This is a genomic window from Actinomadura sp. KC216 (genome assembly GCF_004348535.1).
Taxonomy (GTDB): domain Bacteria; phylum Actinomycetota; class Actinomycetes; order Streptosporangiales; family Streptosporangiaceae; genus Spirillospora.
In genome coordinates, this window is sequence record NZ_SMJX01000237.1 from 1 (window position 1) to 13,092 (window position 13,092).

At 74.3% G+C, this 13,092-nt stretch carries 15 protein-coding genes; 10 read left to right on the forward strand and 5 right to left on the reverse strand.

Annotation, left to right across the window (positions count from 1 at the left end):
• Positions 1-167: 167 nt before the first annotated feature.
• Positions 168-371 carry a DUF5999 family protein gene (locus E1264_RS30915; protein ID WP_117402622.1) on the reverse strand — a complete coding sequence of 68 codons (204 nt, stop codon included), beginning with the start codon at positions 369-371 and terminating at the stop codon, positions 168-170.
• A 276-nt stretch (positions 372-647) separates the two neighbouring features.
• Here E1264_RS30915 and E1264_RS30920 point away from each other — a divergent pair, with 276 nt between their 5' ends.
• The 3 genes from E1264_RS30920 (at position 648) to E1264_RS30930 (ending at position 3,531) form a co-directional block, all read left to right on the forward strand.
• Positions 648-1,376, forward strand: coding sequence for a (Fe-S)-binding protein (locus tag E1264_RS30920; protein WP_132179014.1), 729 nt, complete (start codon positions 648-650; stop codon positions 1,374-1,376).
• A gap of 80 nt (positions 1,377-1,456) precedes the next feature.
• Positions 1,457-2,866: a lactate utilization protein B gene (locus E1264_RS30925; RefSeq protein ID WP_207936474.1), complete on the forward strand. Its 1,410-nt coding sequence runs from the start codon at positions 1,457-1,459 to the stop codon at positions 2,864-2,866.
• The gene (locus E1264_RS30930) at positions 2,863-3,531 is read left to right on the forward strand and encodes an LUD domain-containing protein (RefSeq protein ID WP_132179018.1); all 669 of its coding nucleotides are present in this window, start codon (positions 2,863-2,865) and stop codon (positions 3,529-3,531) included. The genes E1264_RS30925 and E1264_RS30930 overlap by 4 nt, the downstream gene beginning before the upstream one ends.
• A 6-nt stretch (positions 3,532-3,537) precedes the next feature.
• Here E1264_RS30930 and E1264_RS30935 read toward each other — a convergent pair whose 3' ends face one another.
• Positions 3,538-4,113: a TetR/AcrR family transcriptional regulator C-terminal domain-containing protein gene (locus tag E1264_RS30935; protein ID WP_132179020.1), complete on the reverse strand. Its 576-nt coding sequence runs from the start codon at positions 4,111-4,113 to the stop codon at positions 3,538-3,540.
• 118 nt (positions 4,114-4,231) lie between these two features.
• On the opposite strand from E1264_RS30935, the gene E1264_RS30940 reads away from it, so the two are divergent.
• The 3 genes from E1264_RS30940 (at position 4,232) to E1264_RS30950 (ending at position 6,012) form a co-directional block, all read left to right on the forward strand.
• A complete protein-coding gene (locus tag E1264_RS30940; RefSeq protein WP_132179022.1) occupies positions 4,232-4,648 on the forward strand; it encodes a plectin in 417 nt (138 codons plus the stop codon).
• A 228-nt stretch (positions 4,649-4,876) separates the two neighbouring features.
• Entirely contained in the window at positions 4,877-5,560 is a 684-nt protein-coding gene (locus E1264_RS30945) for a maleylpyruvate isomerase N-terminal domain-containing protein (protein ID WP_132179024.1), read from the forward strand.
• Positions 5,561-5,763: 203 nt separating this feature from the next.
• On the forward strand, positions 5,764-6,012 hold the full coding sequence (locus tag E1264_RS30950; protein WP_132179027.1) for a hypothetical protein: 249 nt from the start codon (positions 5,764-5,766) through the stop codon (positions 6,010-6,012).
• On the opposite strand, the gene E1264_RS30955 is transcribed toward E1264_RS30950, so the two are convergent.
• A complete protein-coding gene (locus E1264_RS30955) occupies positions 6,009-6,509 on the reverse strand; it encodes an NUDIX hydrolase (protein ID WP_132179029.1) in 501 nt (166 codons plus the stop codon). The genes E1264_RS30950 and E1264_RS30955 overlap by 4 nt on opposite strands.
• A gap of 343 nt (positions 6,510-6,852) precedes the next feature.
• Between E1264_RS30955 and E1264_RS30960 the strand changes: the two genes are divergently transcribed.
• A complete protein-coding gene (locus tag E1264_RS30960) occupies positions 6,853-8,064 on the forward strand; it encodes a uroporphyrinogen-III synthase (RefSeq protein ID WP_132179031.1) in 1,212 nt (403 codons plus the stop codon).
• On the opposite strand, the gene E1264_RS30965 is transcribed toward E1264_RS30960, so the two are convergent.
• Positions 8,027-8,581 (reverse strand): MarR family winged helix-turn-helix transcriptional regulator, encoded by a 555-nt coding sequence (locus tag E1264_RS30965; protein ID WP_132179033.1) that lies wholly within the window; start codon positions 8,579-8,581, stop codon positions 8,027-8,029. The genes E1264_RS30960 and E1264_RS30965 overlap by 38 nt on opposite strands.
• Before the next feature lie 116 nt (positions 8,582-8,697).
• Here E1264_RS30965 and E1264_RS30970 point away from each other — a divergent pair, with 116 nt between their 5' ends.
• The 3 genes from E1264_RS30970 to E1264_RS30980 all read left to right on the forward strand — a co-directional run bounded on the left by E1264_RS30970 (position 8,698) and on the right by E1264_RS30980 (position 11,898).
• Entirely contained in the window at positions 8,698-9,681 is a 984-nt protein-coding gene (locus tag E1264_RS30970) for an ATP-binding cassette domain-containing protein (RefSeq protein WP_132179035.1), read from the forward strand.
• Positions 9,682-9,683: 2 nt separating this feature from the next.
• Positions 9,684-10,592: an ABC transporter permease gene (locus tag E1264_RS30975; protein WP_132179037.1), complete on the forward strand. Its 909-nt coding sequence runs from the start codon at positions 9,684-9,686 to the stop codon at positions 10,590-10,592.
• Between the two features lie 91 nt (positions 10,593-10,683).
• Entirely contained in the window at positions 10,684-11,898 is a 1,215-nt protein-coding gene (locus tag E1264_RS30980) for an esterase-like activity of phytase family protein (RefSeq protein WP_243711266.1), read from the forward strand.
• A gap of 103 nt (positions 11,899-12,001) precedes the next feature.
• Here the strand turns inward: E1264_RS30980 and E1264_RS30985 are convergent.
• Positions 12,002-13,092, reverse strand: a 1,091-nt coding sequence (locus E1264_RS30985; protein ID WP_132179039.1) for an RNA polymerase sigma factor, incomplete at its 5' end; no start/stop codon positions are given.

The following is a 13,092-nucleotide window of genomic DNA, read 5'->3' on the forward strand; positions in this document are numbered from 1 at the left end:
GTGCGGGGTCGGGCGGCCCGCGCGGTGCGGACGGGCGGCCCGTAACGGTTCCGGTGGCGGTCCGGGTGGTGGGTGTTCCGGGCCCGGTGCGGGCCCGGACGGAGCGGGCAGGTGGCTGTGCCCCCGAGGATGATCACCCGTTTGAACTAGTCCCCCGTGGACGTCGTTCAGGCGGCGGACGGAGCCAGCGGGTCCGTCGGCCGGTGCGGTGCGATGATTCCCCCGTCGGGCAGCAGCTCACCGGTGTCCTCGAACAGCACGACTCCGTTGCACAGCAGGCTCCACCCCTGCTCGGGGTGTGAGGCCAGCGTGCGGGCGGCGTCGCGGTCGGGTGCGTCGTGCGAGGGACAGGGCGGCTGGTGCGGGCACATGTCGTGCCTCCGGTCTCAACTACGGGTCGGTTGTGGAGCTTTCCTTTATTGACGCCTCTCAGTGTGGAACGGTTCGCCTCCACCGGCCATAGTCCGTTGGGGCGGTTGTCCGTTGGTACCGGAGTACCGGACTTTGTGACCCGTCTCACTCGGAGGTGCCAGACCCAGCGTTCCTTCCGCACGCTAACGGACGGCGAACGACACGCCGTCGCCGCGTGAAACCCCTACGATGTTCGGCGGGAACGGGCTTTGCGAGGCGTGGGGGGAGTGAGGCCGGTGCGGGTCGCCCTGTCCGTCGCCTGCTTCGACGACGCGCTGTTCCCGGGCACCGGGAAGGCCGTGACCGCCCTGCTGGAGCGGCTCGGGCACGAGGTCGCCTACCCGGCCGGGCAGACGTGCTGCGGGCAGATCCACTGGACGACCGGCTACCACCGCGAGGCCGCCGACCTGGCCCGCGCCTACACCGCGGCGTTCGAGGGCTGCGAGGTCGTGGTCGCGCCGTCCGCGTCCTGCGCGGCGACCGTCCGCGACGGCTACCCGCGGATCGCGCGCACGGCCCGCGACCCAGGCCTCGCCCGCGCCGCCGAAGGCCTCGCCGTCTACGAGCTCACGGAGTTCCTGGTGGACGTCCTGGGCGTCACCGACGTCGGCGCCTATTTCCCGCACCGGGTCACCTACCACCCGTCCTGCCAGTCCGCGCGGACGCTCGGCGTCGCCGACCGGCCGCTGCGGCTGCTGCGCGCCGTCAAGGGCCTCGACCTGGTCGAACTGCCCGCGGCGGGGGAGTGCTGCGGGTTCGGCGGCGCGTTCGCGATGAAGAACGCCGACGTGTCGGTCGCGATGGTCGCCGACAAGGTGCGCCACATCCGCGACACCGGCGCCGACGTGGTCTGCGCGGTCGACAACTCCTGCCTCGCGCACATCGGCGGCGCGCTGTCCCGGCTGCGCGGCGGCGTCCGGAGCATGCACCTGGCCGAGATCCTCGCCGAGACGGGCCCGGCGTGACGGGATCCTCCCCAGGGACGACGCCGTCCTCCGCCGGGATGAGGCCGCCGCCCGGGACGACCGGGCCCGTCCCGCTGCCGATGCCGAAGTTCGCCGCCGCCGCGCGGACCGCGCTGGCCGATACCGGCCTTCGCCGCAACCTGCGCGGCGGGATCGCGGCGGCCAGGGAGCGGGAGGCCGCCGCGGCCGCCGAGCTGCCCGGCTGGGACGACCTGCGCGAGGCCGGGCGCGCGATCAGGGACGCCACCCTCCTCGACCTCGACACCCACCTGGAGGAGCTGGAGCGGGCCGTCACCGAGGCGGGCGGCACCGTGCACTGGGCGGTGGACGCCGCCGAGGCGTGCGAGATCGTCACCGGGCTGGTACGGGCGGCCGGCGCGGACGAGGTCGTCAAGGCGTCGTCGGCGACCACCCGGGAGATCGGCCTGACCGATGCGCTGGCCCGCGCCGGGATCACCGCCCGCGAGACCGCCCTCGCCGACCTGGCCGTCCAGCTCGGCGACGACGAGCCGTCCCACCTGCTGTCGCCCGCGCTGCACCGCGACCGCGCCGAGATCCGGGAGCTGTTCCGGCGGACGATGCCGTCCGCCGGGCCCGGCCTGGCCGACGACCCCGCCGAGCTCGCCGCCGCCGTCCGCACGCACCTCCGCGAGCGGTTCCTGGGCGCCCGCGTCGCCGTCACGGGCGCGAACTTCCTGGTCGCCGAGACCGGGACGCTCGTGGTGCTGGAGTCGGAGGGCAACGCGCGGATGTGCCTCACACTCCCCGACACGCTGATCAGCGTCGCGGGCATCGACAAGGTCGTCCCGACCTGGGCCGACATGGAGGTGTTCCTCCAGCTCCTGCCGCGTTCGTCGTCCGGTGACCGGATGACCCCGTACGTCGCGACGTCGACGGGCGTGACGGCGGGCGACGGGCCGCGCGCGTTCCACCTCGTCCTGCTCGACAACGGCCGCACCCGCGCCCTCGCCGACGAGGTCGGGCGCACCGCGCTGCGCTGCATCCGCTGCTCGGCCTGCATGAACGTGTGCCCCGTCTACGAGCGGGCGGGCGGCGGTGCGTACGGGCCGGTCTACCCGGGGCCGATCGGCGCGATCCTGACCCCGCAGCTGCGGGGCGTCGACAGCGCCGCCGACGCGTCCCTGCCGTACGCGTCGACGCTCTGCGGCGCGTGCGCCGACGTCTGCCCCGTGAAGATCGACATCCCGGACGTGCTGGTCCACCTGCGCGGCGCGGTGGTGGAGTCGCGGCGGCGGCGTCCCGTCCCGCCGCCGGAGCTGATGCTGATGCGCGGCCTGGCGTGGACGATGGGCGACCCGCGCCGCTACGAGACCGCGCTGCGGCGCGGCACCCGCTGGGCGCGGCTGCTGTCGCGCGGCGGCCGGATCCGCCGCCTGCCCGGCCTGCTCGGCACGTGGACCGAGGCCCGCGACCTGCCCGCCCCGCCCGCGGAGAGCTTCCGCGCCTGGTGGACGCGGAGGCGGCCATGACGGCGTCCGGCGAAGGGCCCGGCGGCGGCTCGCGGGCGGAGGTGCTGCGGCGGGTGCGGGAGGCGCTCGGCGGGGCGCGCGGCACGCGCCCGCCCGTCCCGCGCCGCTACGCGCGCCGCCTCTCCGGCGACGAGGCCGGGAACAGGGCCGACGTGCTGGCGCTGTTCACCGAGCGGGTCGCCGACAACCGGGCCTCGGTGCGGCACGTCAGCGCCGACGAGCTCGGCACCGCCGTCGCGGCGGCGCTGTGGGGGCGGGAGGCCAAGCAGATCGTCGTCCCCGCCGACCTGCCGTTCGGGTGGCTCGCGGAGCTGGACGGCGTGCGGGCGATCGCCGACACCCCGGCCGTCGACGTCGACACCCTCGCCGCCGCCGACGGCGTCGTCACCGGCTGCGCGGCGGCGATCGCGCTCACCGGGACCGTCGTGCTGGACGGGGGCCGCGCGCAGGGCCGGCGGGCGCTCACCGCCGTCCCCGCCTACCACCTGTGCGTGGTGCACGCCGACCAGATCGTCGGGACGGTCCCCGAGGCGGTGGAGCGGCTCGACCCGGCGCGCCCGCTGACCTGGATCAGCGGGCCGTCCGCCACCCACGGCATCGAGATGGTCCGCGTGGAGGGCGTGCACGGCCCGCTCCACCTGGAGGTCCTCGTCGTCGAGGACTGAGCCGGGTCAGGCCACGCCGCTGATGATGAGGTCGAGGCCGGCGGTGAAGCGCGCGTCCCAGTCGACGGCCCGCTCGGCGCCGTCCTCGTTCGTCCCGCGGACCTCCAGGGAGGCGTGGCCGATGACGTAGCCGAGCAGGGTGTGCGCGGCGACGGCGGCCACGTCCTCGGCGACGCCGCCGCGCCGGAGCACCTCGCGCAGCGACGCGACCGTCGTGGTCAGCGCGGCCGGGTTGCGGCGCGTGACGACGAGGGGGAGGACGCCCGCGTGCGTCAGCAGCCGCGCCCGGTAGTCGGCGGCCCAGGCGCGCAGGACGCCCCGCCAGTCCCCGTGCGAGGCGGCGCTCTCGGTGTCGGCGGGCGCGGACGCGACGTGCGCGACGAGGCCGTCCAGGAGCTGCTCCTTGCCGCGGGGGAGGTGGTGGTAGATCGCCATCGCCTCGACCTCCAGCGCGTCGCCGAGGCGGCGCATGGTGAGCCGGGCGAGGCCCTGCCCGTCGACGATCCGCAGGGCCGACTCGATGATCCGCTCGGTGGACAGCGGCGTGCGGTTCTGGGCGTTGATGCTCGGTTGGCGAACCATGATCCGACCTTACTGCGTAAAGGGCCGGAGCGGGGTGTCCGCCGTCACGACACGCCGGGGGTCCGCGTACGCTTTCCTCGACCGGACCACCCAGAAACCGCCGATAGGAGTGACCACCATGCCGCTGGGCCGCCGGGTGAGCAAGGACGTCGCCGAGCCGTACGAGGCCGACCAGCGGCTGGCCGCCGAGTACGAGGACCGGCTCGCGGCGGCCGGCGCGGCGGAGCGGGCGCTGCGGGACGCGCAGGGCGCGGACACGCCCGAGCCGGAGCTGCGCGCGCTGACGGTCGCGTTCGACAAGGCGATGACGGACGTGCTCGCCGCCGCCGAGGCGGCCGAGCGGGTCGCGATGGGCCCGCAGGTGTACTCGGTGGAGACCCACGACGCGAAGACCCGCCGGGCCGCGGAGATCGCCTACCGCAAGGCCAAGGCGCGCCCGGACGTGCGGCCGTGGACCGACGAGGTCGACCGGCTCCGCACCGCCCGGGAGGCGCACCGGCTCAGCTTCCGGCCGCGCCCGACCATGGTCGTCTGAGGGGACGTCCGGGGCCCGTCCGGGACGCGCGCGGCATGTGGGGCCGACGTAGGACGACACAGCGTCACCGGGTGGCACCGGCCACCGAACTTTGAGAGTCTGCCCTCTCGGGGGAACGTCGGGGGGCGCTCGCGCCGGACGCCGCATGCCGCGGCGGGCGCGCGGCGGCGTCCCGGCGGAGAGGGCACGCTGCGCACGCACCGTGCTCTGGACGCGGGGGGAAGTCACGTGGAGCGCACGCCACCGGACCGGGGCCGCGTACTGGAGTCCTACCTGGACGGGGTGACGGCGATCCGGGAGCTGGCGGGGCAGGCCGGCGACTGGGACGTCCCGACGCCCTGCGCCGACTGGCGGCTGATCGATCTCGCCGGGCATCTGCGGTGCGTCGCGGAGAACTTCCTGGAGTACCTCCAGGACGCGCCCGACAGCCGGCTGGCGACGCTGTTCGCGCAGGACGCGGCGTCGGCGGTGCTGATCAGGCAGCAGGCGCGGCAGAACGCGGCGGAGCTGGCGGTGCTGCCGCCCGAGCCGGGCCCGGAGCGGATCATGGCGTTCGGGGTGTCGGCGGGCGCCTACGCCGACCTGATGCCCGACATGTGGGACCGGACGCATCTGATCTACCGGGGCACCAAGTACACGGTCGGTGACCACGCGGGCGCGGCCTGCGTGGAGTGGCATCTGCACGCCTGGGACATGGCCCGCGCGGTGGGGGTGGGCTACCGCCCGCGCGACCCGGATCTGCTGGTGTCGGCGTGGCACTGGGGGGTGCCGCACCTTCCGCTGTCGTCCGGGGACGCGTGGGAGTCGGTGCTGCGCTCCTCGGGCAGGTCGCCGAACTGGCCGGACCCCGATGAGGGGCCCGCCAGGGCGCGGGGCCGGCGCTGGGCCCGGCAGGGCGTCAGACGCGCGTAGAAGGCGATGAACGCGGTGCGTGCGACGCTCGCCGCAGTCGCCGGGAGCGGCAGGGGCGGCGCGTTTCGCGGCCGCGTGAGCGGTCATACGGGACGGAGGCTCCGCCGCGCGGCGTGCCCGCCGGACGTGCGGCGCGGGGTAGACCCGGGACCGTCCGGGTAGGCAGTGATCTGCGGCGCGGCGGGGGAACGGAGACACGACCGATGGCGACCTGCGAGGTCTGCGGCAACGACTACGACATGACGTTCGAGGTCCACGCGCAGGGCGAGGTGCACACGTTCGACTCGTTCGAGTGCGCGATCAGCAAGATGGCGCCGATCTGCGAGCACTGCCAGTGCCGCATCATGGGCCACGGCGTGGACGTGGACGGGCACTGGTACTGCTGCGCCCACTGCGCCCGCGCGGTCGACCCGGAACGGGGGCGGCAGGCGAGGGACGCCGTGCCCGCCTAGCGCGCGGTCAGGCCGGGGCCGAACGGCTGCACCAGGCCGTCCTCCAGGTAGACGGCGCGGCCCTCGGCCATGGCGCGGAGGCTGGGGTCCATCCGGCGCGACACGTGCGGCGGCGCCAGCTCGGGGATCTTCTCCGGGGCGACGAGGATGTGGTCGGACAGCTCGTCCGGCGGCAGCCGGATCGCGGCGATCTCCTCGCCGGTGATCGTGCCGCCGAACACGAACACGTTGACGGCGTCGACGCCGTCGGCGCGCGGGCTGCCCCAGTCGACGCAGGCGAGGCCGTTCAGGCGGGGGACGAGGCCGAGCTCCTCCGAGCATTCGCGCACGCATGCCGCCAGGGGGGACTCGTCGGCCTCGATCACCCCGCCGGGCAGGTACCAGCCCTCGCTGTAGGTGGGCTTGACCAGCAGGACCCGCCCGAGGTCGTCCAGGAGCAGGGCCGCCGCGGCGCCGCGGGAGCGCGGCAGTGAGGCGTAGTAAGCAAGGTCGGGCATGTACCGAGGTTAGGCGCGATCATCGCCGCGTGATCCGGGGCCCTGGGGAGGCGGGGCCGCATCCGTCCGGAAGATCGCCGGGGGGCCGCGAATCCGTTCGGAGATCGGGTAAAAGGCGACGAAAGGGCCATGATGGGGGCCGACAACGCTTGACCCGCGAATGTCAAGGTCACCGGCCCCGGGCCCCGTCGCGGTGGGGCTGACCTCGGTGAACGCTCGGCCTGAACGGCACCTGGACGTGAGCGGCTTTTAACACGGCGGTGACAAGCGGGACCCGCCCGCGAAACGCCCCCGGCCGAGGATCGGAGCATCGACCCGTACCCGCCAGGGAGGTTGCCGCCCGATGAGCACCGCACGTGACCGGGGCGCGGCGCCGGCGGCCGAGCCGCTGGCCGGCTTCGCCGTCGGGGTGACCGCGGCCCGCCGCCACGAGGAACTCGCGACGCTGCTGGAGCGGCGCGGGGCCCGGGTCGTGCTCGCGCCCGCGATCCGCCTGGCGCCGCTCGCCGACGACGCCGCGCTGCTGGCGGCGACCCGCGCGTGCGCCGCCGGGCCGCTCGACCACGTGGTCGTCACGACCGGGATCGGGTTCCGCGCCTGGCTGGAGTCGGCCGGCGGGGACGGGACGCGGGACGCGCTCGTCGCCCGCCTCGCCGAGGCCGCCATCGTGGCGCGGGGGCCGAAGGCGCGCGGCGCGGTCCGGTCGGCGGGGCTGCGGGAGCGGTGGTCGCCGGAGTCGGAGGGCAGCGCCGAGATCGTCGAGCACCTGCTGCGCCAGGACCTGGACGGCGCGCGGGTCGCCGTCCAGCTGTACGGGGAGCGGCAGGCGGAGCTGACCGCGGCGCTGCGCGGCGCGGGCGCCGAGGTGATCGAGGTCCCGGTGTACCGGTGGGCGCGGGCCGAGGACCCGACGCCGCTGCGCCGGCTCGTCGGGCAGGCCGTCGCGGGCACGGTCGACGCGATCACGTTCACCAGCGCGCCCGCGGTCGCCGAGACGCTCGCCGTCGCCGCCGGGGACGGGCTCGAGGACGCGCTGCTGGACGCCCTGCGCGCCCACGTGGTGGCGGCGTGCGTCGGGCCCGTCACGGCGCGGGCGCTCACGGTGCGGGGCGTCCCGACCGTCCAGCCGGAGCGGGCGCGGCTCGGGGCGCTGGTGCGGGCGCTGGTCACGGGCCTGCCGCAGCGGCGGTCGCGGCGGCTGTCGGTGCGCGGGTGCGCGCTGGAGCTGCGTGGGCACGCCGTCGTCCTGGACGGCCTGCTCCGGCCGATCGCGCCCACGCCGATGGCGGTCCTGCGGGCGCTCGCGCGGCGGCCGGGGCACGTGGTGTCGCGGGCGGAGCTGTGCGGCGTGCTGCCGAGCCGGCTCGGCGGCGGGGCCGCCGGCGGGGAGGCGCGGCCGCGGGCCGACGAGCACGCGGTGGAGATGGCGGTGGCGCGGCTGCGGCGCGGCCTCGGCCGTCCCGGGATCGTCGAGACGGTCGTCAAGCGCGGCTACCGGCTTGCGTGCGACCCGCGGGTCACCGGCCGGCTCCCGGCCGGTGAGCCGATCGGATGACGGGCCGCGTCGCCTGTGCCGGTGCGGGTGGCGTCTCCGCAGCGGTGTCCTGACCCGGTGGGCGGGACGCGGGGCGGGCGAACCGGTGGTCGTGGTGGGCGAGGGCGCGCAGCATCAGGTCCTTGAGCAGGCGGATCTCGTCCGGCGAGAGCGGCTCGAACAGCATCTCGTCGAGGCGGGCGCGGTCGTCCAGGCCCGCGCCGAGGGCGCGCCGGCCGTCCTCGGTGGCCTCCAGCGCGTACCGGCGGCGGTCGCCGGGGTCGCGGCGGCGCCGGAGGCTGCCGGCCTCCTCCAGCGTGTCCACGACGCCGACCAGGTCGCCCGGGTCCATCCGGACGTGCTCGGCGACCTCGCGCTGCGACAGCGGCCCGAGGCGCGCCACGCAGTCCAGCACGAGCAGGTGCGCCAGCCGCAGCCCGCCGGGGAACATCCGCGCCGAGGTGCGCCGCGCGAGCCTCATCAGCTCGAACATCAGGTAGCCGGGCGACTCCTGCAGCGGGCCGGGCCGGTCCTCCACGTCGCCCTCCCTCGGGTTCGCTGAGCGCGTACCTAATCTCTCTTGACGTGAGAGATAGGGTATTCCTACCGTTGGACGGTCCACAACATGGCCGCCCCGGAGCGGAGGGAGGCCCGATGCCGGACGGGGGACCCGCCGTCGAGGTCGACGGCCTGGTGAAGCGGTTCGGCGACGTCGAGGCCGTGCGGGGGATCGGCTTCACCGTCCGCCCGGGGGAGGTCTTCGGGTTCCTCGGCCCGAACGGCGCCGGCAAGTCCACCACGATCAACATGCTGTGCACGCTGCTGAAACCCAGCGGCGGGCGGGCGCGCGTCGCCGGTCACGACGTGGTGTCCGAGCGCGGCGGCGTGCGCCGCAACATCGGCCTCGTCTTCCAGGACACGACGCTCGACGGCTACCTGTCCGGCGAGCAGAACCTGCGCTTCCATGCCGAGCTGTACGGGGTGCCGCGGTCGGTCACGGGCGAGCGGATCCGGCAGGTGCTGGAGATGGTCGGGCTGTGGGAGCGGCGCCGCGACCTGGTGGAGACCTACTCCGGCGGCATGAAGCGCCGGCTGGAGATCGCGCGCGGGCTGCTGCACTCGCCGCGGGTGCTGTTCCTGGACGAGCCGACCGTCGGCCTCGACCCGCAGACCCGCGCGTCGATCTGGGACTACATCCGCCAGCTCAAGGACGCCGAAGAGATCACCATCTTCATGACCACCCACTACATGGACGAGGCCGAGTTCTGCGACCGGATCGCGATCATGGACTCGGGGCGGATCGTGGCGCTGGACACCCCCGAGGCGCTGAAGGCCGGTGTCGGCAAGGACCGGGTCCGCATCAAGACCGCCGACGACGAGGCCGCGATCGCCGCGCTCAAGGAGCGGTTCGGCCTGGACGCGGTCATGTCGGAGGGCGCGGTCGCGTTCCCCGTCGCGTCCGGTGAGGCGTTCGTGCCGCGGCTGTTCGCCGAGCTCGGCGTCCCGATCCGGTCGGTGAGCGTGTCGAGGCCGTCGCTGGACGATGTGTTCATGTCGTTCACCGGCTCGACGATCCGCGACGCCGAGGCCGGGGCGAGCGACCGCCTCCGCATGACCATGCGCGCGATGAGGAGATGACGATGCCGGGTTCCACCGGGACGAAGGGCGCGTCCGGGACGGCGCGTCCGGTCGCCGACGTCGTCCGGGTCCGGGTGCCCGAGCCGGGCCTGCGGCAGGACGCGCGCGCCGTGAAGATCGTCCTGCACCGGGAGCTGATCCGGTTCTGGCGCGACAAGCCGAGGCTGCTGTCCAACCTCGTCCAGCCGGTGCTGTGGCTGCTGGTCATGGGCACCGGCCTGTCCAACCTGATGGTCGCGGGCGGCGGGTCGAGCGGCGACATCGACCTGAAGACGTTCGTCTTCCCCGGCGTGTGCGCCATGTCGGTGGTGTTCACCGCGATGTTCTCCGCGGGGTCGATCGTGTGGGACCGCGAGTTCGGGTTCCTGCGCGAGATGCTCGTCGCGCCGGTCAGCCGCAGCGCCATCGTCATCGGCAAGTGCGTCGGCGGCGCGGTCGTCGCCACCCTGCAGGGCGGGGTGATGGTGTCGCTCGCGGGCCTCGCCGGTGTCCCCTACGCCCCGGCGCTGATCGCCGAGCTGCTGGGCCTGATGTTCCTGTGCGCGTTCACGCTGACGGCCTTCGGCGTCATGATGGCCGCGCGGATCAAGCAGATGCAGTCGTTCTTCGGGCTCATGCAGATGGCCGTCATGCCGATGATGTTCCTGTCGGGCGCGCTGTACCCGCTGAACGGGCTGCCCACGTGGCTGACCGTCCTCACCCGCTTCAACCCGCTCACCTACGCCGTCGACCCGCTGCGCCAGGCGGTCTTCTCCCGCCTCGACCTGTCGCCCGCGATGCAGCGGACGTTCAACCCCGGCGTGACGTGGAACGGCTGGGTCGTCCCGGTGTGGCTGGAGATCGCGCTCGTGGTCGCCATGGGCTTCGCCCTGATGGGCGTGGCCATCCTGCAGTTCCGCCACGCCGACTGACGGACCGTGCCATTTCGTCACCCAACGTGATATTGAATACGAGTGCGTTACGCGCGGAAATGACTCGTATCCGAAGGGTGATGGTAGCCAGGTGAACAGGCAGCGGATCATGTGGCGCGGGATCGCGGCGGGTGCGGCGGTCCTCGCGGTGACGGCCGTCCCGGCGGCCACCGGCGGGCGTCCGGCGGCGGACGTCGCAGAGGCATCGAGCACGGCGGCGGGCGGGACGAGAGCTCAGCAGGGGCTGCGGATCACGCGGTTCCTGGGCGAGCGGCGCCTCCCGCACAAGATGGCGGTCGAGGGCACCACGTTCGGGGGCGTGTCGGGCATCGACCGCGACCCCCGCACCGGCACCTGGTACCTGATCTCCGACGACCGGTGGCGCTACGACCCGGCCCGCTTCTACACCGGCGGGCTGGACATCGACCCGTCGACCGGCGCGTTCACCGGCGCGGAGATCACCGGCGTTGAGACCCTCAGGCGGCGGGACGGCAGCCCCTACCCGGGCTTCGGCAAGCCGGAGTCCGCCGACCCCGAGGCGATCCGCTACGACCCGTCCAGCCGCCGGGTGCTGTGGGGCAACGAGGGCGACCGGCCCGACGAGACGCACGAGGGCATCCCGGTGTCGGACCTGTCCGTCCGGTGGGCCGCACGGAACGGCGCCTACGGCGGGGACGTGCCCCTGCCGGCGAACCTGAAGCAGACCGGCACGCACAGCGGGCCGCGCCGGAACTTCGGGATCGAGGCCCTGACCTTCACGCCGCACGGGATCGCCGCCATGGTCGAGGGCCCGCGCTACGAGGACGGGGAACCGCCGACCGCGGAGCGCGGCGCCCCGGCCAGGCTCACCCTGTGGAGCCGTGCCGGGCGGGTCCGCGCGCAGTACGCCTACCCCATCGACAGGCTCCCGGCGGAGCCGGTGCCGCCGGGCGGGGCGACCGACAGCGGCGTCTCGGAGATCCTCGCGCTCGACGGCCACCGGTTCCTGGCGCTGGAGCGGTCCTGGCTCGAAGGCGTCGGCTACAAGGTCCGGCTGTACGAGTTCGACACGCGCGGCGCGACCGACGTGCTCCGCCGCGACGGCCTCGCCACGGGCGGCCCGTACCGGACGGTGACCAAGCGGCTCGTCGCCGATCTCGGCCGCTACGCCGCGCCCGTCCAGAACCTGGAGGCGATGGGCTGGGGGCCGCGCCTGAGGTCGGGGGAGTGCACGCTGGTGGTGGGCTCCGACGACAACTTCAGCGAGGAGGAGGTCACCCAGTTCCTGGCGTTCGCCGTCCACGGCTGCCCGCGGCGACTGCGGTAGGCCGCGCGCACGAAAGGGCCCGCCGTCCGGTCGTGACCGGTCGGCGGGCCCTCCGCTGTGCGGGACGCGCGCGTTTCAGCGCGCGTGTGTCAGCGCGCGTGTGTCAGACGGCGAAGTCGAGCAGCGGGCGCGCGTTGCTGGGGTGCCGCAGCTTCGACAGCGACTCCTTCTCCAGCTGCCGGATCCGCTCGCGGGTCAGCCCGAGCGCCTTGCCGATCTCGTCGAGGGTGCGGGGCGTCCCGTCGTACAGCCCGAACCGCATCGCCATGATCTTCGCCTCGCGCGGCGACAGGATGTCCAGCGTGCGGCGCAGCTGGTCGGCCATGAGCTGCCGGTCGACCAGCTCGGACGCCTCGGGGCTGTCGGTGTCCTCGATGAGGTCGCCGATGCGGGTCTCGCCGTCCTCGCCGATGGTGGAGTCGAGGCTGATCGGCTGCCGGCTGGTGCGCAGCAGCTCGCGGACCTGCTCGGGGCTCTTGTCGAGCTCGACGGCCAGCTCCTCCGGGGTGGGCTCGCGGCCGAGCCGCTGGTGCATGTCGCGCTCGACGCGGCTGAGCTTGCTCAGCATCTCCAGGACGTGCACGGGCAGCCGGATGGTGCGGGCCGAGTCGGCGAAGCCGCGCTGGATCGCCTGCCGGATCCACCACATCGCGTAGGTGGAGAACTTGTAGCCCTTGGAGTAGTCGAACTTCTCCACGGCGCGGATCAGGCCGAGGTTGCCCTCCTGGACGACGTCCAGCAGCGACAGGCCGCGGTCGGAGTACTTCTTGGCGACCGACACCACGAGCCGCAGGTTGGCCTCCAGCATGTGGGCCTTGGCGCGGCGCCCGTCGGCGGCGACCCATTCCAGGTCGGCGCGCACGGCGGGGGAGAGGTCGTCGTTCTCCAGCTTGTGCTCGGCGTACAGGCCCGCCTCGATGCGCTTGGCGAGGTCGACCTCCTGGTCGGCGGTGAGCAGCTGGCGCCGCCCGATGGCCTTGAGGTAGGTGTGGACGGAGTCGCCCATGGCGGTGGACTGGTCGTCCAGGTCAGCGGCGGTGTCGGCGTCCGCGTCGGCGGGCTCGACCTCGGTGACCTCGAACCCCTCCTCGTCGGGGGCGTCCCCGGCGCCGGGGCCCTTCGCGGCGTCCTTGGTGCCGTTCTTCGCCGCCGTGCGGGTGGGCTTGGCGGTGGTCTTGCGGGAGGCGCGCTTCG

Excerpts from the sequence above, each read along its gene's own strand:
- E1264_RS30915 (WP_117402622.1), bottom strand. The coding sequence starts at position 371 with ATGTGCCCGCACCAGCCGCCCTGTCCCTCGCACGACGCACCCGACCGC.
- E1264_RS30925 (WP_207936474.1), top strand. The coding sequence starts at position 1,457 with ATGCCGAAGTTCGCCGCCGCCGCGCGGACCGCGCTGGCCGATACCGGC.
- E1264_RS30930 (WP_132179018.1), top strand. The coding sequence starts at position 2,863 with ATGACGGCGTCCGGCGAAGGGCCCGGCGGCGGCTCGCGGGCGGAGGTG.
- E1264_RS30935 (WP_132179020.1), bottom strand. The coding sequence starts at position 4,113 with ATGGTTCGCCAACCGAGCATCAACGCCCAGAACCGCACGCCGCTGTCC.
- E1264_RS30940 (WP_132179022.1), top strand. The coding sequence starts at position 4,232 with ATGCCGCTGGGCCGCCGGGTGAGCAAGGACGTCGCCGAGCCGTACGAG.
- E1264_RS30950 (WP_132179027.1), top strand. The coding sequence starts at position 5,764 with ATGGCGACCTGCGAGGTCTGCGGCAACGACTACGACATGACGTTCGAG.
- E1264_RS30955 (WP_132179029.1), bottom strand. The coding sequence starts at position 6,509 with ATGCCCGACCTTGCTTACTACGCCTCACTGCCGCGCTCCCGCGGCGCC.
- E1264_RS30960 (WP_132179031.1), top strand. The coding sequence starts at position 6,853 with ATGAGCACCGCACGTGACCGGGGCGCGGCGCCGGCGGCCGAGCCGCTG.
- E1264_RS30970 (WP_132179035.1), top strand. The coding sequence starts at position 8,698 with ATGCCGGACGGGGGACCCGCCGTCGAGGTCGACGGCCTGGTGAAGCGG.
- E1264_RS30975 (WP_132179037.1), top strand. The coding sequence starts at position 9,684 with ATGCCGGGTTCCACCGGGACGAAGGGCGCGTCCGGGACGGCGCGTCCG.